Below are 22,167 nucleotides of genomic sequence, written 5' to 3'. Positions count from 1 at the left end.
CCTTATTATTTTTGGTGCACTGCAAATTCAATATCAGCACGCGCTTTATTTGTATCGGGTTTATGCGGCCGATTAAGTATTGCATCACTGTATTCTTTTGGAACGCCCGCCTCAAGCGCGCCGCGATGAACGTGCTGAATATACCAGTCGTATGGCAGTACATCGTTATCGTGGGTGTTTGCAATATAGCAATGAGCCTCTATTTGCTCACCATCTAACAAAGTGGGCTTAATAGCCACGCAATCGTACCCAGGACCCTCTATGGTGTCTAAAATTGCTTTTTCGGCTTCATCAAGTTCATACACCACGCCATATACCAAGGCGTTTTTGTCATCACTTTTTTGAATACTGCACTTACCCGAGCCATCTTTAAATAGCATATTAAACGTAAGCTCGTAGCCTTTTAGTACAGCCGTGCCAACTCGCTTTGCTTTTGGTAAACGCGCAAGCAAGCGATTAGAGGACATATTCGATCCAAACGAAAAATTATAGATAGGCATCACTTCTCCCTAGGGTTAAATTACAACACGAATGGCTAAAGCAATTAAAATAACACCTATACCCCGGTCAAACCAATAGCCGCTTTTTTGAAAAAACGCCCGTACACTGGTTTTTGACAGCACCAAAGAAAGCATAGAAAACCACACCCATGTTGCCAAAGCCATATAAACCCCATACACAATTTGCACGCTAGTTGGTGTAGTTACACTAATAACTAAAGTAAATAACGACATAAAAAAGAGAGTTGCTTTAGGGTTAAGCGCGTTGGTTAAAAAGCCACGCCTAAATGCATGCCATACGCTTTCTTGTGGGGTTGCTTTGTTTTCTATGTTGTCTGTTTTATTTACCGGTGGTTTGGCAGCCCTTAATGCTTGTACGCCTAAATAGGCTAAATAAGCGCCCGCAACATACTTTAGTGCCATAAATAAATTAGGCGATTGCGTTAAAATTAGCGCAACCCCTAATACGCAGTATCCTACGTGTAATAAAATAGCAGCGCCCACGCCAGCGCTTGTCCATAGGGCGTTACGCCTGCCCTGCTGTATACTTTGTTTGAGCACCACGGCAAAGTCGGGGCCTGGGCTGGCTACTGCAAAAAAGTGGGCGATGGCGATCAGTAAAAATTCGTCTAAATAGTTCACAAGTATCCACTTTAAGTTGGTGCATAGGCAAGCAATAGCGGATTAGCAGAGCTATCAACTAATGCTTTGATCTCTTTTTGGGCTTTTTTAAACTGGCTGCGCAAATGTGGCTTTAAATGCTTTTTAGAGACACTGTCGTTTTTAAAATAACTAATCAGCGCGTGCATGAATACGGTATGGGCTTCGCTTAACTTAGCTTCACGATTAGCATAAGGGTTATAGCACGAGCCACACCCGCCTTTAAATTGATACACAGTGTTGCTCATCATTACCCCAAACCCTAAAAAACAGGCCAGCGCATCTGCCGCTTGTGGCAAGTAGTCTTTACCGCCTGGCGGTAACACCCCAACATGATGAATTAATACAGTAGCCAGCGTGCCGGCAAAGCTTGCTACTAAATCTTGCGGCTGATTAATTTGATTAGGATTAAACGAGACATTAATCGCATGGCTTGGCGGTACTATAAGCTGGCTTTGCTCTCCACGTAAATATTCAGCAAATTCAAAATGCGGAAATACTTGCGGCTGTAACTGCTGTGGCGCAACTAATTGTATTGGCCATGCACTCATACCTGCATAATCGCGTACTCGTACAAATACCTTGGTGGCCATTTCCTCAATACTCGATACCGAATCAGGAAAATGCGCCACCGTTGGCAATATTATTTGCGTGTGCTTGGTAAAAAATTCGGCATCAAAGTGCTCTACTGCCCAAATAAAGGTATCAATTAGCCACTGCTGTTCGGCTTGTTCTAGCAGCGGCTTTGATTTAAATAACGCTAACATAATGTGCTCTTATTCTTGTTCAAGTGCCCAGTTCCAAGCTTGTGTATTATATAAAGGCACGGTTGAAAGTGCATGGTGGTGGCTGCCGCTCGACTCTTTAGTCGAGTACGATAAGTATAATAATGTGCGGTTTTGTGCATCGTAAATACGACGCACTTTTAGCGATTTAAATAAAATACTTTTTGATGACTTAAACACCACCTCGCCTGACTTACTACGGTCTATTGCTTGTAGCATATCGGCTGTAATTGGCCCAGTTTGACGGCACGCAATAGACATATCAGAGGGATCTGAAAAATCTAAGTCGGCCTCAATATGGCTAATATGGCACGTAACCCCTTTTACTAGCGGGTCTTGCTGCGAATTTACCACTACATCTTTAGTAGTAAATAGCCCTAAACTCACTGATGCAACATCATCTGAGCAAGCGTTTAATGTAACCACTGCGCTTAATAGCACAGCTAAACGTTTAAAGCGGTGTGGTAATTTCATCTTAATCCTTAATTTTGCTTTATAAGCGAAGGTTCACGTGATTGTTTTTATACTAACATCAAAAATTAATACAACTAAATTTAGACGATTCAGGGGTTAGCGCGCAGTTCAGGCTTTGGTACAATTATGCGTACGCCCACGTAGTAACTCATAATAGGAAACGCGCAAATGCCGCACATTATTATTGAACACTCTGAAGATCTTCCTGTATTACCGCAAGTGCTTGTTGAAAAAGTCCATAACGCGACTTTTCAAAGTGGTTTGTTTGACTTAGAAACCATTAAAACCCGTGCTATTGCTTATCAGCAATACCAGCTAGGTAAAGGAAAAGAAGGGTTTATTCACATTGCGGCGCATATTATGGCCGGGCGCTCTATTGAACAAAAACAAATGTTAAGCGAGAGCTTGCTTGAATGCTTAAAAACATATTGCCGAGATTCTGACAGCTTAAGCGTTAATATTTACGATATTCAACACGAAATTTACCGTAAAAATTAAACGTCATAAATACGCGTTGATAAAACAATCAATATAGGGGGTGTTAGAATGTTTCAGGCCACTCTTGCTCGTTAATAATCTCTTGCTCAATAAGTTTTTGCCTTAATTGGTTAATAGTGAGCTTTAGCTCATCACGAATAAGCCTTATGGCAGGCGTTATAAGCTGGCGACTTGGTAATACTAACCACATTTCGGTCAGGGGGATTTTGTAATCGGGCATTAACCTTTTTAATCTACCCGCGAGTAAATCTTCAGCTACATCAATGGCCGACTTTTTGGCAACCCCGGTACCATCAATACACCAACGCCTGACTATATCACCATCGTTAACAGCTCGGTCGCTATTCATTTTAACTTTGTATTTTTGGTTATCGTTATACAGCTCCCACCCATCATGCACTACCTCGTAAAGCTTATATAAAAGCGCATTATGATTAAGTAAGTCATCTGGTGTTAACGGCTCACCGTGCTTTTTAATGTACTCAGGCGAGGCGCATAGCACGTGTGCAATGTTGCAAATTTTAAAGCCGTATAAGTTTAGCTCCTGTGCGGCCTCTTTTGTTAAGGCGCGCAGCGCAACATCAATTCCATCACGGTAAAAATCAGCGCGACTGTCGCTTGCTTGTAAGCGCAGCGTCACTTCGCTGTGTTTATCCATAATATTATTCAGTAACACCCGCATAAGGTTGCGCCCCATTTCGGATGACACGGCTATTCGCACTTCACCACTAATAGATTGCTGCTCTTCATGAATAAGCACCTGCCCTTGTTGCAATAAATCGAGCGCCTGCTGACATAGGGGTAAATAGCGTTCTCCTTCGGGCGTGAGGCGTATTTGCCTTGTTGTGCGCACAAATATTTGTGCACCAAGCGCCTGCTCTATTCGCTTTAACGAGACACTAGCAGCCGATGAGCTCATATCTAATTGATTTGCAGCAGCAGTAATTGATTGCAGCTCAGCCACTTTAAGCAATACTTGTAAATCAGCTATTTTCATCAAACCCTCTTATTGCATAAACCAGCATGCGTAACTATATCGTTATTATCCACGTTTTTGCGAAAGTGTATTTAACTTATGCCCATTTATTGGCCGAATTTTAAGCCGTATTATAAGCGTTATACCAACTTAACGGAGCTTTAAATGAAATTATTACTAAAGGCATCAACACTCGCACTGGTTGCCACACTCATATCAACGCCAGCCTCTGCAGAGCAAAGCGCATCAAAAGTTGTTGCTGCCAGCAATATTGACTGGGGCTACTTAAACCCGCTACGTGGTGATAAAAGCCCTGGCGCTGCAGATTTGTGGGGAGATCGCACAACCGACACTGCAACAGGCATGCTCGTACGCTTTAAAAAAGGCTTTGAATCTCCGCCGCACATTCACAATATTACCTACCGCGGTATCGTTATTGAAGGCCAAATGCACAATGACGACCCAACAGCTGAAAAAATGTGGATGCCAGCGGGTTCGTTTTGGACACAACCTGCAGGTGAAAACCACACCACAGCAGCAAATGGTAAAACTAACTTAATTTATCTAGAAATAGACTCTGGACCATACTTAGTTAAACCGACTAAGGCTCAGTTTGATAATGGCGAGCGCCCGCTAAACCTACATGCAGACAACATGGTATGGTTAAACAGCAGCGATTTAAACGACATTAACGCCAAAGGCGTGCAAACAACCTACCTTTGGGGAAGCACAGCCGATATGAACGGCTCAATGATTAAACTTCCTGCCGGCTTTAAAGGTGAAATAAAAACAAAAGCAAGCGAATTTCGTGCTGTTGTTATAGCCGGCGCAGTTGAGTACAACTCAAGCGAGCAAGATAAAACGCAAAACCTAAGCGCAGGCAGCTATGTAGAATCAAGCGGTAACTTTACCCACACGATTAAGAACACAAGCGACAAAGCAACCACTATTTACATTCGTACTAATAGTAAGTACCAAGTAAACTAGGTAGTTAAAGCCCCTAGCAAGCCATTGCTGGGGGCTAAATTTAAAAGCTAGCCACATTTTATTCCGCGTAAATACCAAACAACTAAAATATTCAATCACTCTATCGTGCTAAATAAAGCGCTAACAGCGTTACAAGTTTCTTATGTAAAACAATAACATGCTGGCATAAACACCTTGTTATCCCGCTATTTATCTGTCGCTATAAATGCCAAATACCAATCCGCTTAGTTAAGTGAATCTATTTTGAGGATAGATAAACGTGTTGATAGCTAGGCAACAAATTCGTTATTTAGTTGCTCTCGGCAATTGCTCCTGCATTGCTCTACCCTCTGCATCCATGCAGTCGTAAATGAGCATTTTTTAATGCAGATAGCGACACGTTTAGCCCCTAAAAATGATTAAGTATTATTGCAGGTTGGTATAACAACTTAACACGATTGGTATAGTAAGCTCAGTACATCATTATTCTACGCAGACTTATTACGCTAAAAATTCGCACGAATTAAAGAATTTAATTAACTTAAGTATAAAAAAATAAAAACTTTTGAACTTGAAGAAGATAGTGTAAAAATGGTGGCCCCTCCCAGACTCGAACTGGGGACCTAACGATTATGAGTCGTGTGCTCTAACCAACTGAGCTAAGGGGCCAACTTTGTATAACTACGAAGTAGTTAATTTTTGAAGCGTTTAGCCACTGAGCGACTAAATCGGGTTGCAGTATAAAAAGTTTTTTAAGGCTTGTCACTAGCAAAAACCTTTATTTTAACAATCAGTAAGCTGACTGCTTAAATAGTAATCTTTTTGCATGCAAATAGGCAGGAAATAGCGGGAAAATAAACGCAGAAGTATGCAAGCCGCTTTTTTAAATTTAATAATTACAAAAAAGTGGCCGGCTCAAATTAGCCACGCCAAACATTATTTTTTAGCAATAATGTAAATAGCATGAATTAAACCGGGGAAGTAACCCAGTAAAGTTAGTAAAATATTTAGCCAAAAGTGCATACCTAAACCAACTTGCAAAAACACGCCTAGTGGTGGCAGTAAAATCGACAATATAATACGAATAATATCCATGATGTAACTCCTTTAAAATAACAAGCAAAAAGCCCAGCTAGGCTGGGCTTTTTAGTATAGTGTATTATTCGGCAACGATAGTTAGTTCATCTACCACGTCACGAACATCTTCAGCATTTTTAGCAATTTTTACTGCTAACTGCTTTTCGGCTTCTGTTTCAACAGAACCTTTAAGCTTAACTATACCGTTGTCGGTATCTACATCGATGTCTGTACCGTCAACTTCTGAGTCAAATAAGAAACGTGTAGTAATTACTGTGGTGATTTTAGCGTCAGTTAAGTCGTTATCGTCATCATCCATAGTGGCACGATCTTTATCGTCCATATCCATGTTTTTAACAACTGTTAGGTTGTTTTCTACATCAGATACGCCATCTAGGCTAATTACAAGTTCTTCAGCTAGCTCTTTATCAAGGTCGCTGTTTACTTTACCTGTAAGTACTACCTTGCCATTTTTTACATCAGTGTTAATGTCAAAGTTGTTTAGATTAGTGTTCATAAGAAGCACTGTTTCTGCCTTACCATCAATCCAAGCATCTTTACTTTCATTTTCCCACGTGCCCGCTTGAGCACCCATAGCTGTAGTACCTAGAACTAAAGCCGCAATCATAGATTTGTTGAATGTTTTCATAATCTTTCTCCTTTTGATTAAAGACATTTTTATATATGCGAGCTTCAGGCCAACTTTATTTACACTTTAAATTCATGAAGTTAGCTATTTTGTTAGGTGTAAATAAAAATACCTTCGAGTAAACATTTACCGGCTATTAGGTAAAACTTTCTTAAGTGGTGAAAATAACGATTATATTGCTGTTTTGGTTAATCTATCGTTAATATAATAAACTAAACATTATCATTAAAATAATAAACCATTGATATATAACACTTTAAGTTTTGGTGCACCGCTTGCTTTACACAGCAGTAACTCATATTAAAAGGATTATTCCCATGCCTGTAAAAATTGAAGACCGCCCAATAGAGCAAGTCCGCGAGCAAGTGATAGATCAACTTATTTATAACTACAGCCATGGCGTTATCTCAGCCGAGGCCTTTGAAAGGCGCTTAGACAGTGCCATGGAAGCAACCGATAACAAAGCGTTACTTAACTTAGTAGAGGATTTAACCCTTACTACTGATACCCAGTACACTGCCCAAAAGCAAACTCAGTTTGCCCCAAATTACAGTGCCCAACAAGCGGATGAAGAAAGCTTAACACTACGAAGTATTTTAGGCTCGAGCGAGCGTAGCGGCCAATGGGTGGTCCCTAAAGATATTTACATTCAAAACTATATGGGATCAATTGTGCTTGATTTTACCGATGCTATATTTACCCATCAACATGTCACTATTCACGTTAGCTGTTATTTAGGCAGCGAAGAAATTTATGTACCAGAACACGTTAATGTAGTGTCTAAAATGTTTTGCATAATGGGCAGCTTTGAAAATAAAACAGTGTCGCTCAATAAGCGCCAAGGACCTACAATCAGCCTTGAGGGTAAAACTGTTTTAGGTTCGGTGGAAGTAAAAGTTAAACGTACCATTAAAGAAAAATTTGTCAGTTTTGCTAATGATTTAAAGGCCCAGTTTGGGGTAAATAATAAGTAATATGCGTAAAACATAATGTGTAGAAAAACTATATTGTTTGCTTTTCTACACATATGTTTAACGGCTACTTTATAAATCGTTATTACGCTCGCTAGGAATGTCACTCATATACTGCACAAACTCAACTTCGAACCCTGCTGGGTCTAAGTAATATACATTTTTTCTAAACGGGTTTTCTGCGCCCTCTTTATCAACGTTAAACCCTGCGTGCTTTAAGCGCTTTACAACCGCATCGAGGTTATTTGTTACGTAAGCAAAATGCGCAAGCCCTACTTGGTGCCCTGTCAAATCTCTGTTTTTATGCTCACCATTATCACTTATTGCAATATAGTGGTTATCGTCGCCAAAATGTACCCAGCGCTTAGGTTTGCCATACCAAGTATTGTTTCCTTGACTTCTAATTGACCAGTAAGGGAAGGCAGCTTGATAAAATGTAAGCATGGTATCTATGTCGTTTACTACCAAATGTACGTGTTCTAATTTCATTATTAATTACCTTAGTTGATTGCTTAAAAACAAGATAAAACCTCAAGCTAACTTTAGGTAAAGGATTTTTTTTATTTAACCTGAACTCTGGTTAAGAGACTTACTAACATAATGAATTATTGTGATATTTAAATTTACTTTCTCTAGCCAGAAATTTTCAATGAAAACAAGGCGAATTTAAATGCCAATAACTGCGAGAGATAGGTTTATTATCCAGATTTCAGGTTATTTATAAGTTATCAAAGAAACAAATATATAAGCGTTTCAATGCAGTACAAAAAACACACAAAAGTATTTGGGGTTTATTGTTTACTTTATGGCAAAAGTCGCTAAAATACGCCGGCTTAAATATATAAACGTTCTTTTACAACCCAAAGGTAATACCATGCATCCAATGTTAAACATTGCGGTTCGCGCTGCGCGCAACGCAGGCAAAATTTTACTTCGCGCAAGTGAAGATTTATCAAAAGTTGAAATTCAACAAAAAGGCACTAACGACTTAGTGACCAACATTGATAAAGAAGCCGAAGCCGTAATTCGTGATACAATTTTAAAATCTTACCCTGATCACTGCATTGTTGGTGAAGAACTAGGTGAGCACAAAGGCAAAGATGCAGATTACCAATGGATTGTTGACCCGCTTGATGGCACAACTAACTTCATCAAGGGTATCCCTCATTTCGCGGTTTCTATCGCACTTAAAGTAAAAGGTCGTTTAGACCAAGCTGTCATTTACGATCCAATTCGTGGCGAGCTTTTCACTGCTTCTCGCGGTCAAGGCGCACAACTAAACAGCAAGCGTTTACGTGTAACTAAAACGGTTGAGCTTGCAGGTTCAATTTTAGCTACTGGCTTCCCTTTTAAACAAAAGCACCACTTAGACGCATACTCAGACGCGTTTAAAGCCTTATTTGTACAAACTGCTGATATTCGTCGTGCAGGTTCTGCAGCGCTAGATATGGCGTATGTAGCTGCGGGCCGTGTTGATGGCTTTTTTGAAATTGGCTTAAAGCCGTGGGACACAGCAGCAGGCGAGTTACTTGTAAAAGAAGCTGGCGGCATGGTCGTTGATTTTGCAGGTGGCGTTAATTACAACAATAGCGGTAACATTATTTGTGGCGCGCCTAAGCTTACTCAAGCAATTATTCGTGAAATTCGCCCAGTATTACCTGAAGCGTTACTTCGCTAATAAAGTGCATGTAACCCTATTATAAAAAAGGAGCCTATGGCTCCTTTTTTGTTTTTAAAAGTAAGGGTTATCGAGCTTTAGCTCTGTAGTGTGCCCCTTGGTAAAAGGAAGTGAATTTATGTCTTTTGCAAAATACTCATCAAATAACGTGTCAAACTCTCCGCTGTTTTGCATTTTTTTTAGCCCCAGCTCTATGGCCTGTGCTAGAGCTGGCTTACTACTCACAACAAAGTAATAAATACCGGTGGGATAACTAATAAATAAATTAGGCACAATAACTAAGTTACTCTGCGCATTGGCAACAAGCTCAGAATTAACTTCGATAAATGAACGTGGAAAGTAATCGATTCTGCCCCGGCTAGTAAGTGTAAACATAGCTTGATAGTTACTCAGTGGCCTTACATGTAAGCCGTTATAGGCCATTATTTTTGTATCTGGCCAATCATGCCCTTGTACCGCCGAAAGCTCACTTAATTGCGCTAAAGTGGTAATGCCTTCAAATTTTCCGACATTTTTTTTACTAGTTAGTAAAACACGCTTGCCTATAAAGCCTTTAAAAAGAGGTATTTTAACCGCTATTGCCCGTGTTTCTCGCTCAGGACTGCTCATGCTCCAATAAATGTCCAGCTCTGTTTTATCTAGCTCAATAAGATCACGTTGTTGTTGTAAACTCACTGACTGCATTTTTATAACTACAGGGTAATTAGCCCGCTCTAGGGCTCGTGTTAATAGTTCACTTAGGTATTCTTCGCGGGCATTTTGCACACTTTGCTTTTGAGCAACATTAACAATTTCGGCCCCTTGCACAAAAAAACTAATTGCAAGTAAAGCAAACCCAGCTACAACTTTTTTTAATGGCAACATAATAATTACCTATTTTTATACCACGTGTTTGTTATCTGTCGCCAAGTGCACTACGGCAGGCGCTGGCTTTCTGCGCTTACAAATAAACAAATAACTATGGCGATACCGCTTAGCCTCTTTTTTAGCATCTGTTGCCAGTGCTGCAACTTGATGGCTGTTTTTACATTCTTGTAAATCGGGAGCCACAAGGCCAATTGATAACGTAAGTAAAGGTACAAATTGCTTTTCTCCCTCACGATTTGTAGCCCAATAACCTTTGCTCTTAATGTGCTCAGGCGTAAAAAAGGTGCGTGATTGCAGTTCAAACTGCTCAATTATGGTATTACAAATATGCACAGCATTTGATTGGTCAAACACAACCATAAAGTCATCGCCACCTATATGTCCTACAAAGTTAGCACTGTTTTCGCACGCTTGCACGGTTACATTGGCCAACAATTTAATCACACTATCACCACTGGCATAACCGTATAAATCATTGAACTGCTTAAAGTGATTAAGATCTATATAAGCAAGCGAAAACACACTTTTTGAGCGTAGCCTTTGCTCTATTGCCTCATTAATCGCTACATTACCAGGAAGCATAGTGAGTGGGTTAGCATGCTTGGCGTGACGTATTTTTTCTTCTGTTATATGTTTTAAAATATCACGTAAAGGGGCAAGCCCTAAGTAACGACCATGACGCGTGATCACAATATGACGGCGAATATCAAAGTCTTGCTCTGTAATTTGCTGACTCACAGTATCAAGAAGCTGGTTTTCATCCACCACTAAAGGTTGTTTATCCATAAAATCGGTTACGGGGCACTTGTCGTAAAGAGCATGGCCATAAGGCGCTGCAAACACTTCTGTGAGCTGATCTTTATGCAGTAGCCCAACCGGCTGACCTGCTTTATTTAAAACCGCAAGGCTTATAACGGCCTTGTCTTTTTCAAATAGTTTGTGGGCATCTTTACTGCGAGTTTCGCTGTCTATTGCCTCTTGTGTTACAGCAAGCCAGCCAATGGCCATAGATTGATCAAACACATTGCTTGGCTGTTTAAAACTCAATCCTTGTAATTGTTCTGAGCTGTAATCAAGACTTGGATTTGAGTTCGGTTTTTCCAATAAAAAACCTTGTACGTTTGCTATTCCTAAGCTTTCAACATAAGCGAGCTCTTGTGTTCTTTCTATACCCTCGGCTATTACTGCGGTGTTTGTTGCTTTTGCTAATACCGTAATCGATTTTAAAAACTCTTTTTTAACTTCGCTTTCATCGCAATGATCAATAAAATAGCGATCTATTTTTACAAAGTCAGGGCATAGTTCAGACCACTGCTTTAACCCCGAGTAACCAGCACCAAAATCGTCAATGGCGATAATAAAACCCAATTCGCGATAATGCGCAATTGTTTTTAATAACAAAAAGCCATCATCGACCTTTTCTTGTTCTGTTACTTCAATCACCACGCGGTTTGCCACTAAGCCAAACTGCTCTATTAAGTGCAGGGTTTCACCTTTTGGGTGGCAAGGGTCAAGCAAAGTTTTGGGGCTTACATTTAAAAACAATTTACCGTTTAGGTTCAGCTTTACAAAGTTTTCAATTGCTTTTGAGCGGCATAATAGCTCAAGTTCTGAAATTAAGGCGTGCTCACTTGCCGCTTCAAACAATCGGGTTGGCATTTCTAGGGGGCTGTTTTTGGGCCCTCGACTTAGCGCTTCGTAACCTATAATTGTTTGATTAGCGATATCAAAAATAGGTTGAAATAACGTGGTTATTTCACCGTTACTTAAAATATAGTCTAGTAACTTGCGCTGCATCGTCACTGCAAAACCTGATTGTAGTTTAATAGGGGCATTAAAGTAGCAAGCCTGTATGACAATTTTATGGCATTAGATGCTATTAACCATTCAGGATTAAATTTGCTCTATTTAGAGCAATACCATCTCAGCCCTCAGTTTATACCTACTACACTGCTAACTATTCAGACGTTATTGTAATGGCTTAATTATATAATCGGCTCAAGGCTTTATACCAATCCGCATAATTAAGTGACCTATTTTGAGGATGGGTAAACGTGTTGATAACAAGGCAAAAAAATTCGCTATTTAGTTGTTCTAAATGAGAATTTTTTAACGCAGATAGCGACACGTTTAGCCCCTGAAAATGATTAAGTATTATTTCGGATTGGTATAAGTTCAGCCTAAAGAGCGTGTACGTTTACCCTTAAAGGCAACCCAGCTCTATAAAACAGCGCGCAATAAAAAACCGCTCAATTGAGCGGTTTTATTTAGCGTTAACTCTATTACGGCAATGCGTCTAGGTCTGCGCCTTCTTTTTCGATGACTTCTGGTATTAAATCTTCTTTACTTACGCCCATGCTAATAGCTACCGAGCTTGCAACGTAAACTGAAGAATAAGTACCAATGAACACACCAAATAACAGGGCAGTAGCAAAGCCGTGAATGGTTTGTCCGCCCCACACAAATAGCGCAATCAATACCAAAATAGTGGTGATTGACGTTACAAGTGTACGGTTGAGTGTTTGCGTTAACGACATGTCGATAATTTCAATCGTGTCGTCGATGCGTACTTTTCGGAAGTTTTCACGAATACGGTCAGATACAACAATAGTATCGTTAAGTGAGTAACCTATTACCGCCAATATGGCCGCTAGAATAGTTAAGTCAAACTCTAATCCTAATACAGAAAACAAGCCAACTGTAATAATTACATCGTGTAGTAGTGCACCTACCGCGCCCACAGCAAAACGCCACTCAAAGCGAAATGCCACGTAAATCAAAATACAAATAAGCGCAGTTAACATGGCTAAGCCACCCTGCTCTTTTAAGTCTTCCCCTACGCTTGGACCTACAAACTCAATGCGGCGCATTACTACGCTCTCATCAGCTTGCTTTAAGGCAGTAATAACTTGGTTACCAATCACCTCGGCTTTTACTTCACTGCCGCGCGGCGCTAAGCGAACCAAAATATCTTGGCTAGAACCAAACAGCTGCACTGAGGCATCAGCAAAACCGTTTTCAGCTAATACTGAGCGTACTTTTTTTAAATCAGCAGGTTGCGAAAAACCAACTTCTACCGCGGTACCGCCAGTAAAATCTAAACCAAAGTTTAAACCTTTGATAAAAATTGAGGCAAACGACGCTAAAATTAATAGCGTAGAAAAACCCATTGCCACTTTACGAAGTGACATGAAACGTAGGGTTTTACCACCCAAACTTAAAATTTGCATGTCCGCTCCTTAAATTGAAAGTTTATCAATGCGCTTACCACCAATAAATAAGTTAATTACCGCACGGGTACCAACTATGGCTGTAAACATTGAAGTTAAAATACCAATTGCCAGCGTTACGGCAAAACCTGCAATAGGGCCGGTGCCCACTGCAAATAAAATAACTGCAGCAATTAAAGTGGTAATATTGGCATCAAAAATAGTACTAAATGCGCTATCGTAACCAAAATGAACGGCTTGTTGAGGGCTGCGGCCATCGGCCAGTTCTTCACGAATACGCTCAAAAATAAGAACGTTAGCATCAACCGCCATACCTACTGTTAATACAATACCGGCAATACCTGGCAGCGTTAAAGTTGCCCCTGGTATTAACGACATTACACCTACAATAAGCACTAAGTTAGCAGCTAGTGCAACGTTGGCAACTAAACCAAACCCTTTGTAGTAAATAAGCATAAAGGCAAGTACAAACGCAAAGCCTAGGGCTACAGCGGTCATACCGGCTTCAATGTTTTCTTGACCTAGGCTTGGGCCTACTGTGCGCTCTTCAACAATTTGAATTGGCGCTACTAATGCACCGGCGCGTAATAGCAAGCTTAAGTTATGGGCTTCGGCTGGGTTATCAATACCTGTAATACGGAATGAGCGATCAAGACGAGCTTGAATAGTCGCAACGTTAATGACCTCTTCTACCTTAATAGGTGGAAGTGCTTTACCGTCTGCATCTTTTTTACCCGATGGCTTATATTCAATAAATACCGTTGCCATACGCTTACCAATAGCGCGTTTGGTAAAGGCATTCATTTTTGCCCCACCTTTGCTATCTAAAGTAATGCTTACCTGAGGACGCTGGTATTCATCGTTTCCTGATTGCGCTCCAGTGATATGGCTACCTTCAAGAATGACACGTTTTTTTAGTACCACAGGGTAGCCATCGCGGCTCATGATCATTTCTGTGCCTGCAGGAATGCGCCCTTGAGCAGCCGCACTTGGGTCTGCGTTTTCGTCTACTTCACGAAATTCTAGGGTGGCCGTTGCACCTAAAATTTCTTTGGCGCGTGCTGTATCTTGTACACCAGGTAGTTGCACAATAATGCGCTCAGCACCTTGGCGCTGTACGTTAGGCTCTGCAACACCAATTTGGTTAATACGGTTACGAATAATGGTTTCGTTTTGCTTTATAGCGTAGTCACGTATTTCTTTAAGCTTTTGCTCACTCATAGTGGCAAAAAATGCGCGGTCGTTGCTGCTATCATCTATGTATACGTTTAGTGGGTAGCGCGATGCTAAAAAACGCTCAGCGGCGTCTTTGTCTTCTTCGGTACGCATTTCGACACGCATACGCTCAGAGCCCGCTACACGGCGAACACTACGGTAACGAAGTTTTTCTTCGCGTAAATCGCTTCTAAAGTCTTGCTCCATTTGCTCTAGCTGATTATCTACCGCGGTTGCCATGTCGATTTCCATGGTGAAGTGAACACCACCACTTAAATCAAGACCTAGCTTCATCGGGTTACCACCCAATGATTTTAACCATGCAGGTTGCGCGGGTGCCATATTAATAGCAGAGATATAATCGTCGCTAAGAGAGTTACGCAGTAAGTCTTGCGCTTTTAGCTGTTCTTCAACATTTTTAAAACGTACTAATACTTGGCCGCCTTCAAGCACGGTAGACTTAGCTGTTACATTATGTTGTTTGAGGGTTGCGTTTACTTTGTCTACTACACTGAGATCGACATCTGCGCCTTTAGCCCCCGAAACCTGAATGGCCGGATCGCGGCCATACAAGTTTGGAGAAGCATATAAAAGGCCAATGGCTACCACAGCTAAAACAAGTAAATACTTCCAAATTGGAAACTTGTTTAACACAGGCATGTCCTTTTTATTTTTATAGTGACTTCATTGTGCCTTTAGGCAATACAGCAGATACTGCCGATTTTTGTACTGTTACTTCAGCTTGCTCATTTAAAGAAATCACGATGAAATCTTTATCTTCAGTAATTTTAACAATTTTACCTACTAAGCCACCTTGAGTAAGTACTTCATCACCTTTAGCCATCGCACTCATTAAGCTTTTGTGCTCTTTAACGCGCTTAGCTTGCGGGCGGTAAATTAAAAAGTAAAAAACTAAACCGAAAATAGCTAACATAATTAGCATTTCCCAACCACCACCTGCAGCAGGTTGTCCAGCAGCGGCGTGTGCGTTTGAAATAAATAAACTCATAATACTTCCTCTATATTTTTAAATTTTAATTTATATCTGCAAGCTCTGGCACATCTTGGCCACGGCGAGCATAAAAATCACTAACAAATTCTTCTAGTTTACCTTCGCTAATTGCATTGCGTAGGCCTTCCATAACACGCTGATAGTATCGTAAGTTATGGATTGTGTTTAGTCGTGCACCTAAAATTTCGTTACATTTATCAAGGTGATGCAAATAAGCGCGCGAGTAGTTTTTACAGGTATGGCAATCACACTCAGGATCGAGTGGGCCAGTATCTGTTTTGTGTACTGCGTTGCGAATTTTAATTGTACCTGTGGTAATAAATAAATGACCATTACGTGCATTACGGGTAGGCATTACACAGTCAAACATATCAATACCACGGCGTACAGACTCAACTAAGTCTTCAGGTTTACCTACACCCATTAAGTAGCGCGGTTTGTCTTCTGGCATTTTGTACGCACAATGATCAAGAATATTCATCATTTCGTTTTTAGGCTCACCAACCGATAGGCCGCCTAGTGCGTAACCATCAAAGCCAATTTCTTCTAGGCCTTTTTGTGATTGTGCACGTAACTCTGGGTACATACCACCTTGAATAATACCAAATAAGGCTGATGGGTTATCGCCGTGGCCTTCTTTAGAGCGCTTAGCCCAACGAAGCGATAGCTCCATTGAGTCTTTAGCTTCTTTTTCGGTAGCAGGATATGGCGTACATTCGTCAAAAATCATTACGATGTCTGAGCCTAAATCACGCTGTACTTCCATTGATTTTTCAGGCGACATCATAATTTGGTCACCATTTACAGGCGATTGGAACAACACGCCTTCTTCGGTAATTTTACGCATAGCGCCAAGGCTAAATACTTGGAAACCACCTGAGTCGGTTAAAATTGGAAAGTCCCAATTCATAAAGTCGTGTAAATCACCATGTTGTTTAATGATTTCAGTACCTGGGCGTAGCATTAAATGAAAGGTGTTACCCAAACAAATTTGCGCCCCTGTGGCTTTAACTTCATCTGGGGTCATGCCCTTAACAGTACCGTAAGTACCAACTGGCATAAATGCCGGCGTTTCTATTACACCACGGTCAAAAATCAAGCGGCCGCGGCGCGCTTTTCCGTCGGTGCGGTCTAATTCAAATTTCATATCATCCTCAATGTCGGAAAAACAGTCCAACAAGCTATAATTTAACCGCTCGATTCTACCCTTTTTGCCCCGCTATTACTATTAGCTGCGGTAAATTCAGTTATGCCAATTGCCACAAACAAAAACCCCAGCAACTAAGCTGGGGTTTTTGATAGATTCGACTGACTATTAAACAATAACTTGTTACTTGCGTGTTAAAAACATCGCATCACCGTAGCTAAAAAAGCGGTACTTTTGTTCTATAGCCGTGTTGTACGCGCCCATAATGTTATCTTGCCCGCTAAAGGCACTGACTAGCATTATGAGGGTTGATTCAGGTAAGTGAAAATTCGTCACCATGGCATCAACTACATTAAACTGATAACCCGGAAAAATAAAAATATCGGTATCGCCAAAATAGCTCTCTAATTTACCGCCGTGTACTTTTGCTGCCGACTCAAGTGAACGCACAGAAGTAGTACCTACCGCAATAATGCGCCCGCCACTGGCTTTAGTTTGTGCAACAGCTTGTACCACGTCGTCAGGCACTTCAATGTACTCAGAGTGCATTACATGCTCATCTACGCTTTCTACACGCACCGGCTGAAACGTACCTGCGCCAACATGTAGCGTAACAAAGGCCATGTTTACGCCTTTTTGTTTTAATGCCGCCATTAGCTTATCGTCAAAATGCAGCCCTGCTGTAGGCGCTGCTACTGCACCCGGCTTTTCGCCATATACTGTTTGATAACGCTCGCGGTCAGCTTCGGTGTCTGGGCGGTCAATGTAAGGAGGTAAAGGCATGTGGCCAATATCGTTTAGAATATCGAGTACATTTTGGCTGCGATCAAATTCAAGCTCAAATAATGTATCGTGTCGCGCAATCATTGTCGCTTTTGCTTTACCTTCTAAAATAACTTCGTTACCAGGCTTTAACGACTTACTTGCTCTTACATGGGCAAGTACTCGGTGCTCATCAACTACACGCTCTACAAGCACTTCTACTTTACCGCCTGATGCTTTTTGACCAAACATACGTGCAGGAATAACGCGGGTGTTATTAAATACCAATAAGTCACCTTCGTTAACTAAATCAAGTAAGTCACTAAACACTTTGTGTTCAACGTTGCCAGTTGGGCCATCCAAGGTTAGTAAACGGCTGCTGGTTCTGTCTTGTTTAGGAAAACGAGCAATTAATTCATCAGGTAAGTCAAAGCTAAAGTCAGCCACGCGCATAGTCGGTATTCCACATCATTAAAATCGCGCCAAGTGTATATCTATCCTCGGCTAAGCTCAAGATATCTACCACAGTTGAGAGGATTCACCCTATTTTAGATACATTTGAGTAACTACTTTAAATAATCTTGTTCTTATTGGTAAATATCATTATTCTTACTGCCTTTGATATTGATGGCTTTGTTTTGGGGTTATAAAAAGTGGCAGATAAGCTGAAATTGCTCATTCTAAACGCAAGTAGCGAAGAACGCCGCACTATACGCGCCACGTTAGAGTACTTAAACGTATTTGAATTTATTGAAGCCGCAGATAGCCTAGATGCACTTACCCTTTTGAAAAAGCAGCCAGTAAACATGATTATTACAGGCCTAAGCGTGGGGAAAATAGATGGCTGGCGTTTTTCTCGGATGATCCGCTCAGGTTTACTTAACACCCCAAAAAACACCCCTATTTTACTTATTCCGCCTATTTATTGTGAGCGTATAGCAGAAACCACCGCTCGCAGTTATGGCATAGATGCTGTACTGCCCTTTGAGCACCAAGACATGTTGCCGCAGGTGCTTGCCAATGTTCTGTCTACGCATTTAGAAAAAAGTAGTCGCCTTAATTTACTCTTGCTTGAGCCTATTGCGCAAAAAGCCGATGAAATAACAGAGCAACTAAAGCTCAACTTTGCTATTACCCATGTCACCACAAAGCAAAATGCCCTCAGCGCCTATAACCAACAAAAGTTTGCTATTGTGCTGCTTGATGCAACCGCGTCGCACGCTGAAACTTCCAGCGTTTTAGTCGAAGAAATACTGCAACATAACCCTAAACAAGCCATCGTAACTATTATTGATAATAACGATGCAGACTATGCAGAGCAGCTGCTACTCTCCGGTGTTACCGATTTTATAAGAGCACCGTACGACCCATCGTTTTTAAATAAAGTATGTGACCATGCAGCGCGACGTGAAGACTTTATGGTGAGCTATGCAGAGTTTGCTCAAAAGGTTGAGCAGCTAAGTCTTAGCGAAGTACGCTATAAAGAGCTATTTTCGGCGCACCAGCGTATTTTGCTGCATTTAAATACGGTGGTTTTAGAGCTCGACCAACAAGGCAAAATTCGCTTTATCAATCCTGCTTGGGAAACACTCAGTGGCTTTGGGGTTAAATCGTCTTTGCAAAAATCATTGACCGATTATTGCTCTGATGAATGCCAAATAAAACTAAATACGACCATTAACGATATTCTTAATGGCGGCACACACCAGCAGCAAGTTGAGATTCAACTTAATCATAAAAATGGCAATCAAATTTGGGTTGAATGCCGATTACAGCTGATAAAAAACAGCCGTAATAATGCCACCATTACTGCCACAATCGACAACATACACGAGCGTAAGCAGGCTGAGTTAAAGCTACGCCACTTAGCCCTACACGATACGCTAACAGGCTTACATAATCGTTATTACTTTGATCAACAACTCAACAAAATATGCCAAAACAATCACACCTATGGTGATGTAGAGCACGCGCTTATTTATATCGATTTAGATCATTTTAAAATAATTAACGACAGCAAAGGCCACCAACAAGGCGACATTGTACTAAAAGATGTAGCCCAATTATTTGAAGCAAACATTAGCGCAAAACATTTAGTATGCAGAATAGGCGGTGACGAATTTGCTGTTATTTTAAAAAACACGCAACTGCTTGACGCTCACCTAATTGCAGAGAGTATTTGTAGTGCGATTGAACAGCACGAGTTTAAATCTGAAGACCAAGTGTATTCTATTAGCTGCTCTATTGGTTTAACCCAAATAACGGCTAAAAATTGCGATCCGAGTGAGTGCCTCAAGCAAGCCGATATCGCCTTATATATTGCTAAAAGTTTAGGGCGTAACCTAGTGCACTGCTACTCAAAAGAAGATGCGCAAAATAACACTTTGCAAACCGGACTTGAGTGGGGGCATGAGATTCGACAAGCACTTCAGCAAGATAACGTAGAACTGCATTACCAGCCAATATGGGACTTTAAAGCCAATAAAGTGGCTTATTTTGAAGCCTTGTTACGTTTAAAAATAGACAATAAACTTATTTTTCCTAACCAGTTTATTCCCTCTTTGGAGTTGCTAAACGATACCTTTTTGATGGACCAATGCGTTATTCGCAATGCTATTGCCAGCGTGGCTGAGCACCCAGATTTGAATCAAGTGGCGATCAACCTTTCTGCCCAATCGTTTTTAGATGAGCGTTTACTGCCACATATAGAGTCGAGCCTTGAAAAATACCACGTGCCGCCTTCGCGTATTATTTTTGAGATTACCGAATCGGCCTCTGTTAACAATTTAAAAGCCACTCGCAAAATGATAGAAAAGCTAAACAGCTTAGGTTGTCACTTTTCTATTGATGACTTTGGCACAGGCTTTAGCACATTTAACTATTTAAAACAGTTGCCTGCACAACATGTAAAAATAGATGGCTCATTTGTACGCGACATGATTAACGATCCTATTGACCTAGCACTGGTCAAAGCCATAAACGATATAAGCCGCTCCCTTGATAAGCGCTCTGTGGCAGAATACGTAGAAAGCGAAGAGATATTTTTTGCACTTAAAGAGATTGGTGTTGACTACGGACAAGGCTACTTTATTGCTCGCCCAGTGCCTGTAGAAAAAGTGCAATCGACACTTAAAATTATTTACCAGAAGAAACCTTTTATCCAACAACCGCCTAGCGCTAGCTAAACATTTTTAAACAGTTTTAAGCATTTTATTACTATCATTATTGCACTTATTGCCTATACTTTACGTACCACTTAGTAAATGTCTTGTTATTTTGATGATTTAACAATAAAAACATGACATTACCTATAAACATACATGGCTAGCAATTAAATAGAGGTTTAAGCTTGTCAGGTTTAAGGAGAAAGGTATGGCGCAGTTGATAATTTTACTTCTCGTAATACATTGTGTAATTGCGTATCAGTGCTACCGGTACGCGCAGCTAAAGGGTTACCCTGTAGGCGTATTTGCTACTTTAGGCCTGCTCCCATATTTTAATGTAGTCGTATGGATTTACCTGCTTTTTCTACCCGAACTAGAACCCTTTGAAAGCCAAACACATAGCAAACAGCAGCCCTTGTAGGCTGCTGTTTTGTTTATGCTACGCTAGTGCTTAATAGTGGCCAATAACCACACTGCACAAACCCTGTTTACCTAAAACAACATATTACTGCTGCACTTTAACCTTAAGGTAAATAGGCTTAATTCTCAAAGTCTAAGCTACATTGGTGAGCCAAAAACACTTCCAACTGTTGACTGAATAACTTAAAGTCGCGAATTCTTCCTGTGGTTTTACGCCACAGTATGCCTATATCTCTGTAGGCATCCCCTTGCGATGGAGTTGCTATCATATTTTTATCTTTAAGAATGCCCGCATTAATTGCCATTTGCGGTAAAAATGTAACCCCTAATTGATGCTCTACCATGCTTAATAAAGTGTGTAAGCTTGCAGCTTCAAACGGATTAATACAGCTTGAGCGGTTTAAGTGACACGCACTCAATGCATGCCCCGTCATACAATGCTCTCGCTCTAATAAAAATACACTCGCATCGGGTAGCAAATTAAAGTCTTCGACCCCTTTAGCAGGGCTGTAATCTTTATGATGCACTAAACTAAAGTGATCTTTAGCCAATACTTGAGTATGAAACTTCTCCGTTTGGTACGGTAAAGCTAATAAGGCTAAATCAATATGGCCATGTTCAAGCTTATCTAATAACTTGTCGCTAGTATCTTCAACGAGTACCAACTCTAGATCACAAAAGGTTTGCTTACAAAAGTGATACAAAGGCGCTGCTATGAAGCTGGCGATAGTGGGTATAACGCCTACCACTAACTTACCACTGAGTGGTGTTAAAAAGCTTTTGGTTAGCTCTTTTAAACTAATTGTATCGTTAATAATTTTACGAGAGCGTTCAACAACCTCTTCACCAATACTGGTAAACATAAGGCTACGATTTTCTCGCTCAATTAGTTGACAACCGAGTGTTTCCTCAAGGTTTTGAATTGCACTGCTTAAAGTAGATTGCCCTATAAAGCAGGCACTTGCTGCACGGCCAAAATGCTGGTGTTGATGCACAGCTAATAAATATTGCAGCTGCTTAATACTTGGAAGATTGGTCATTTTTTCTTTCCACAAATAAAAAGACCCCAACACCTAGGGCGTTGAGATCTTTTCAAGCTAAAAGTCTTTGAGTACT

22 protein-coding genes and 1 tRNA gene are annotated in these 22,167 nt (G+C 40.7%); 6 read left to right on the top strand and 17 right to left on the bottom strand.

Features of this window, described 5'->3' with window-relative positions; all coding sequences use genetic code 11:
- Window positions 1-5: 5 nt before the first annotated feature.
- Genes WDB87_RS02435 through WDB87_RS02420 form a run of 4 tightly spaced genes read right to left on the bottom strand, consistent with a single transcriptional unit; the run spans window position 6 to window position 2,419 of the window.
- A complete protein-coding gene (locus WDB87_RS02435) occupies window positions 6-500 on the bottom strand; it encodes a gamma-glutamylcyclotransferase family protein (RefSeq protein ID WP_286245400.1) in 495 nt (164 codons plus the stop codon).
- Between the two features lie 15 nt (window positions 501-515).
- The gene (locus WDB87_RS02430) at window positions 516-1,142 is read right to left on the bottom strand and encodes a LysE family translocator (RefSeq protein WP_337848899.1); all 627 of its coding nucleotides are present in this window, start codon (window positions 1,140-1,142) and stop codon (window positions 516-518) included.
- 11 nt (window positions 1,143-1,153) lie between these two features.
- Window positions 1,154-1,927, bottom strand: a complete 774-nt coding sequence (locus WDB87_RS02425; RefSeq protein ID WP_286245402.1) for a hypothetical protein — start codon at window positions 1,925-1,927, stop codon at window positions 1,154-1,156.
- A 9-nt stretch (window positions 1,928-1,936) separates the two neighbouring features.
- A complete protein-coding gene (locus tag WDB87_RS02420) occupies window positions 1,937-2,419 on the bottom strand; it encodes a CreA family protein (RefSeq protein WP_337848898.1) in 483 nt (160 codons plus the stop codon).
- A 168-nt stretch (window positions 2,420-2,587) separates the two neighbouring features.
- Here WDB87_RS02420 and WDB87_RS02415 point away from each other — a divergent pair, with 168 nt between their 5' ends.
- On the top strand, window positions 2,588-2,917 hold the full coding sequence (locus WDB87_RS02415) for a 5-carboxymethyl-2-hydroxymuconate Delta-isomerase (RefSeq protein ID WP_337848897.1): 330 nt from the start codon (window positions 2,588-2,590) through the stop codon (window positions 2,915-2,917).
- A 43-nt stretch (window positions 2,918-2,960) separates the two neighbouring features.
- Here the strand turns inward: WDB87_RS02415 and WDB87_RS02410 are convergent, their stop codons facing one another.
- On the bottom strand, window positions 2,961-3,914 hold the full coding sequence (locus WDB87_RS02410; RefSeq protein WP_337848896.1) for a LysR family transcriptional regulator: 954 nt from the start codon (window positions 3,912-3,914) through the stop codon (window positions 2,961-2,963).
- 144 nt (window positions 3,915-4,058) lie between these two features.
- On the opposite strand from WDB87_RS02410, the gene WDB87_RS02405 reads away from it, so the two are divergent.
- Window positions 4,059-4,880, top strand: coding sequence for a DUF4437 domain-containing protein (locus tag WDB87_RS02405; RefSeq protein WP_337848895.1), 822 nt, complete (start codon window positions 4,059-4,061; stop codon window positions 4,878-4,880).
- 571 nt (window positions 4,881-5,451) lie between these two features.
- Here WDB87_RS02405 and WDB87_RS02400 read toward each other — a convergent pair.
- From WDB87_RS02400 to WDB87_RS02390, 3 genes are all read right to left on the bottom strand, one after another.
- A tRNA-Ile gene (locus WDB87_RS02400) sits at window positions 5,452-5,528 on the bottom strand.
- 267 nt (window positions 5,529-5,795) lie between these two features.
- Window positions 5,796-5,954: a YqaE/Pmp3 family membrane protein gene (locus WDB87_RS02395; RefSeq protein ID WP_004587604.1), complete on the bottom strand. Its 159-nt coding sequence runs from the start codon at window positions 5,952-5,954 to the stop codon at window positions 5,796-5,798.
- A 64-nt stretch (window positions 5,955-6,018) separates the two neighbouring features.
- Entirely contained in the window at window positions 6,019-6,585 is a 567-nt protein-coding gene (locus tag WDB87_RS02390; RefSeq protein WP_089348766.1) for a BON domain-containing protein, read from the bottom strand.
- A gap of 317 nt (window positions 6,586-6,902) precedes the next feature.
- Here WDB87_RS02390 and WDB87_RS02385 point away from each other — a divergent pair, with 317 nt between their 5' ends.
- Window positions 6,903-7,559 (top strand): LiaF domain-containing protein, encoded by a 657-nt coding sequence (locus WDB87_RS02385; protein WP_337848894.1) that lies wholly within the window; start codon window positions 6,903-6,905, stop codon window positions 7,557-7,559.
- A gap of 69 nt (window positions 7,560-7,628) precedes the next feature.
- Here the strand turns inward: WDB87_RS02385 and WDB87_RS02380 are convergent, their stop codons facing one another.
- Window positions 7,629-8,045, bottom strand: coding sequence for a VOC family protein (locus WDB87_RS02380; protein WP_286245409.1), 417 nt, complete (start codon window positions 8,043-8,045; stop codon window positions 7,629-7,631).
- Between the two features lie 385 nt (window positions 8,046-8,430).
- Between WDB87_RS02380 and suhB the strand changes: the two genes are divergently transcribed.
- Window positions 8,431-9,234 (top strand): inositol-1-monophosphatase, encoded by an 804-nt coding sequence (gene suhB / locus WDB87_RS02375; protein WP_286245410.1) that lies wholly within the window; start codon window positions 8,431-8,433, stop codon window positions 9,232-9,234.
- A 54-nt stretch (window positions 9,235-9,288) separates the two neighbouring features.
- Here suhB and WDB87_RS02370 read toward each other — a convergent pair whose 3' ends face one another.
- From WDB87_RS02370 to queA, 7 genes are all read right to left on the bottom strand, one after another.
- A complete protein-coding gene (locus tag WDB87_RS02370) occupies window positions 9,289-10,098 on the bottom strand; it encodes a substrate-binding periplasmic protein (RefSeq protein ID WP_337848893.1) in 810 nt (269 codons plus the stop codon).
- Between the two features lie 15 nt (window positions 10,099-10,113).
- On the bottom strand, window positions 10,114-11,904 hold the full coding sequence (locus WDB87_RS02365; RefSeq protein ID WP_337848892.1) for a GGDEF domain-containing protein: 1,791 nt from the start codon (window positions 11,902-11,904) through the stop codon (window positions 10,114-10,116).
- Window positions 11,905-12,383: 479 nt separating this feature from the next.
- Window positions 12,384-13,331: a protein translocase subunit SecF gene (gene secF, locus WDB87_RS02360; RefSeq protein WP_286245413.1), complete on the bottom strand. Its 948-nt coding sequence runs from the start codon at window positions 13,329-13,331 to the stop codon at window positions 12,384-12,386.
- A gap of 9 nt (window positions 13,332-13,340) precedes the next feature.
- Window positions 13,341-15,200: a protein translocase subunit SecD gene (gene secD / locus WDB87_RS02355; RefSeq protein WP_286245414.1), complete on the bottom strand. Its 1,860-nt coding sequence runs from the start codon at window positions 15,198-15,200 to the stop codon at window positions 13,341-13,343.
- Window positions 15,201-15,219: 19 nt separating this feature from the next.
- On the bottom strand, window positions 15,220-15,555 hold the full coding sequence (yajC, locus tag WDB87_RS02350) for a preprotein translocase subunit YajC (protein ID WP_058549351.1): 336 nt from the start codon (window positions 15,553-15,555) through the stop codon (window positions 15,220-15,222).
- Window positions 15,556-15,580: 25 nt separating this feature from the next.
- A complete protein-coding gene (gene tgt, locus WDB87_RS02345) occupies window positions 15,581-16,705 on the bottom strand; it encodes a tRNA guanosine(34) transglycosylase Tgt (RefSeq protein WP_004587614.1) in 1,125 nt (374 codons plus the stop codon).
- A 183-nt stretch (window positions 16,706-16,888) separates the two neighbouring features.
- Window positions 16,889-17,920 carry a tRNA preQ1(34) S-adenosylmethionine ribosyltransferase-isomerase QueA gene (gene queA, locus WDB87_RS02340; protein ID WP_286245416.1) on the bottom strand — a complete coding sequence of 344 codons (1,032 nt, stop codon included), beginning with the start codon at window positions 17,918-17,920 and terminating at the stop codon, window positions 16,889-16,891.
- Window positions 17,921-18,120: 200 nt separating this feature from the next.
- Between queA and WDB87_RS02335 the strand changes: the two genes are divergently transcribed.
- Complete coding sequence (locus WDB87_RS02335; RefSeq protein ID WP_286245417.1) at window positions 18,121-20,652, top strand: EAL domain-containing protein; 2,532 nt, start codon at window positions 18,121-18,123, stop codon at window positions 20,650-20,652.
- Between the two features lie 187 nt (window positions 20,653-20,839).
- Window positions 20,840-21,052 (top strand): hypothetical protein, encoded by a 213-nt coding sequence (locus WDB87_RS02330; protein ID WP_024031438.1) that lies wholly within the window; start codon window positions 20,840-20,842, stop codon window positions 21,050-21,052.
- Between the two features lie 118 nt (window positions 21,053-21,170).
- Here the strand turns inward: WDB87_RS02330 and WDB87_RS02325 are convergent, their stop codons facing one another.
- Window positions 21,171-22,091, bottom strand: coding sequence for a hydrogen peroxide-inducible genes activator (locus WDB87_RS02325; protein WP_286245418.1), 921 nt, complete (start codon window positions 22,089-22,091; stop codon window positions 21,171-21,173).
- Window positions 22,092-22,167 lie beyond the last annotated feature (76 nt).

This window comes from Pseudoalteromonas sp. C12FD-1 (assembly GCF_037414265.1).
GTDB lineage: Bacteria > Pseudomonadota > Gammaproteobacteria > Enterobacterales > Alteromonadaceae > Pseudoalteromonas.
The sequence above is the reverse complement of the archived record's forward strand: the minus strand, read 5'-3'. Positions and strand labels throughout refer to the sequence as shown.

Excerpts from the sequence above, each read along its gene's own strand:
- secF (WP_286245413.1), bottom strand. The coding sequence starts at position 13,331 with ATGCAAATTTTAAGTTTGGGTGGTAAAACCCTACGTTTCATGTCACTT.
- WDB87_RS02410 (WP_337848896.1), bottom strand. The coding sequence starts at position 3,914 with ATGAAAATAGCTGATTTACAAGTATTGCTTAAAGTGGCTGAGCTGCAA.
- WDB87_RS02325 (WP_286245418.1), bottom strand. The coding sequence starts at position 22,091 with ATGACCAATCTTCCAAGTATTAAGCAGCTGCAATATTTATTAGCTGTG.
- WDB87_RS02385 (WP_337848894.1), top strand. The coding sequence starts at position 6,903 with ATGCCTGTAAAAATTGAAGACCGCCCAATAGAGCAAGTCCGCGAGCAA.
- WDB87_RS02415 (WP_337848897.1), top strand. The coding sequence starts at position 2,588 with ATGCCGCACATTATTATTGAACACTCTGAAGATCTTCCTGTATTACCG.
- suhB (WP_286245410.1), top strand. The coding sequence starts at position 8,431 with ATGCATCCAATGTTAAACATTGCGGTTCGCGCTGCGCGCAACGCAGGC.
- WDB87_RS02395 (WP_004587604.1), bottom strand. The coding sequence starts at position 5,954 with ATGGATATTATTCGTATTATATTGTCGATTTTACTGCCACCACTAGGC.
- WDB87_RS02380 (WP_286245409.1), bottom strand. The coding sequence starts at position 8,045 with ATGAAATTAGAACACGTACATTTGGTAGTAAACGACATAGATACCATG.
- WDB87_RS02370 (WP_337848893.1), bottom strand. The coding sequence starts at position 10,098 with ATGTTGCCATTAAAAAAAGTTGTAGCTGGGTTTGCTTTACTTGCAATT.
- WDB87_RS02420 (WP_337848898.1), bottom strand. The coding sequence starts at position 2,419 with ATGAAATTACCACACCGCTTTAAACGTTTAGCTGTGCTATTAAGCGCA.
- queA (WP_286245416.1), bottom strand. The coding sequence starts at position 17,920 with ATGCGCGTGGCTGACTTTAGCTTTGACTTACCTGATGAATTAATTGCT.
- WDB87_RS02425 (WP_286245402.1), bottom strand. The coding sequence starts at position 1,927 with ATGTTAGCGTTATTTAAATCAAAGCCGCTGCTAGAACAAGCCGAACAG.
- yajC (WP_058549351.1), bottom strand. The coding sequence starts at position 15,555 with ATGAGTTTATTTATTTCAAACGCACACGCCGCTGCTGGACAACCTGCT.
- tgt (WP_004587614.1), bottom strand. The coding sequence starts at position 16,705 with ATGAAATTTGAATTAGACCGCACCGACGGAAAAGCGCGCCGCGGCCGC.
- WDB87_RS02390 (WP_089348766.1), bottom strand. The coding sequence starts at position 6,585 with ATGAAAACATTCAACAAATCTATGATTGCGGCTTTAGTTCTAGGTACT.
- WDB87_RS02435 (WP_286245400.1), bottom strand. The coding sequence starts at position 500 with ATGCCTATCTATAATTTTTCGTTTGGATCGAATATGTCCTCTAATCGC.
- WDB87_RS02330 (WP_024031438.1), top strand. The coding sequence starts at position 20,840 with ATGGCGCAGTTGATAATTTTACTTCTCGTAATACATTGTGTAATTGCG.
- WDB87_RS02405 (WP_337848895.1), top strand. The coding sequence starts at position 4,059 with ATGAAATTATTACTAAAGGCATCAACACTCGCACTGGTTGCCACACTC.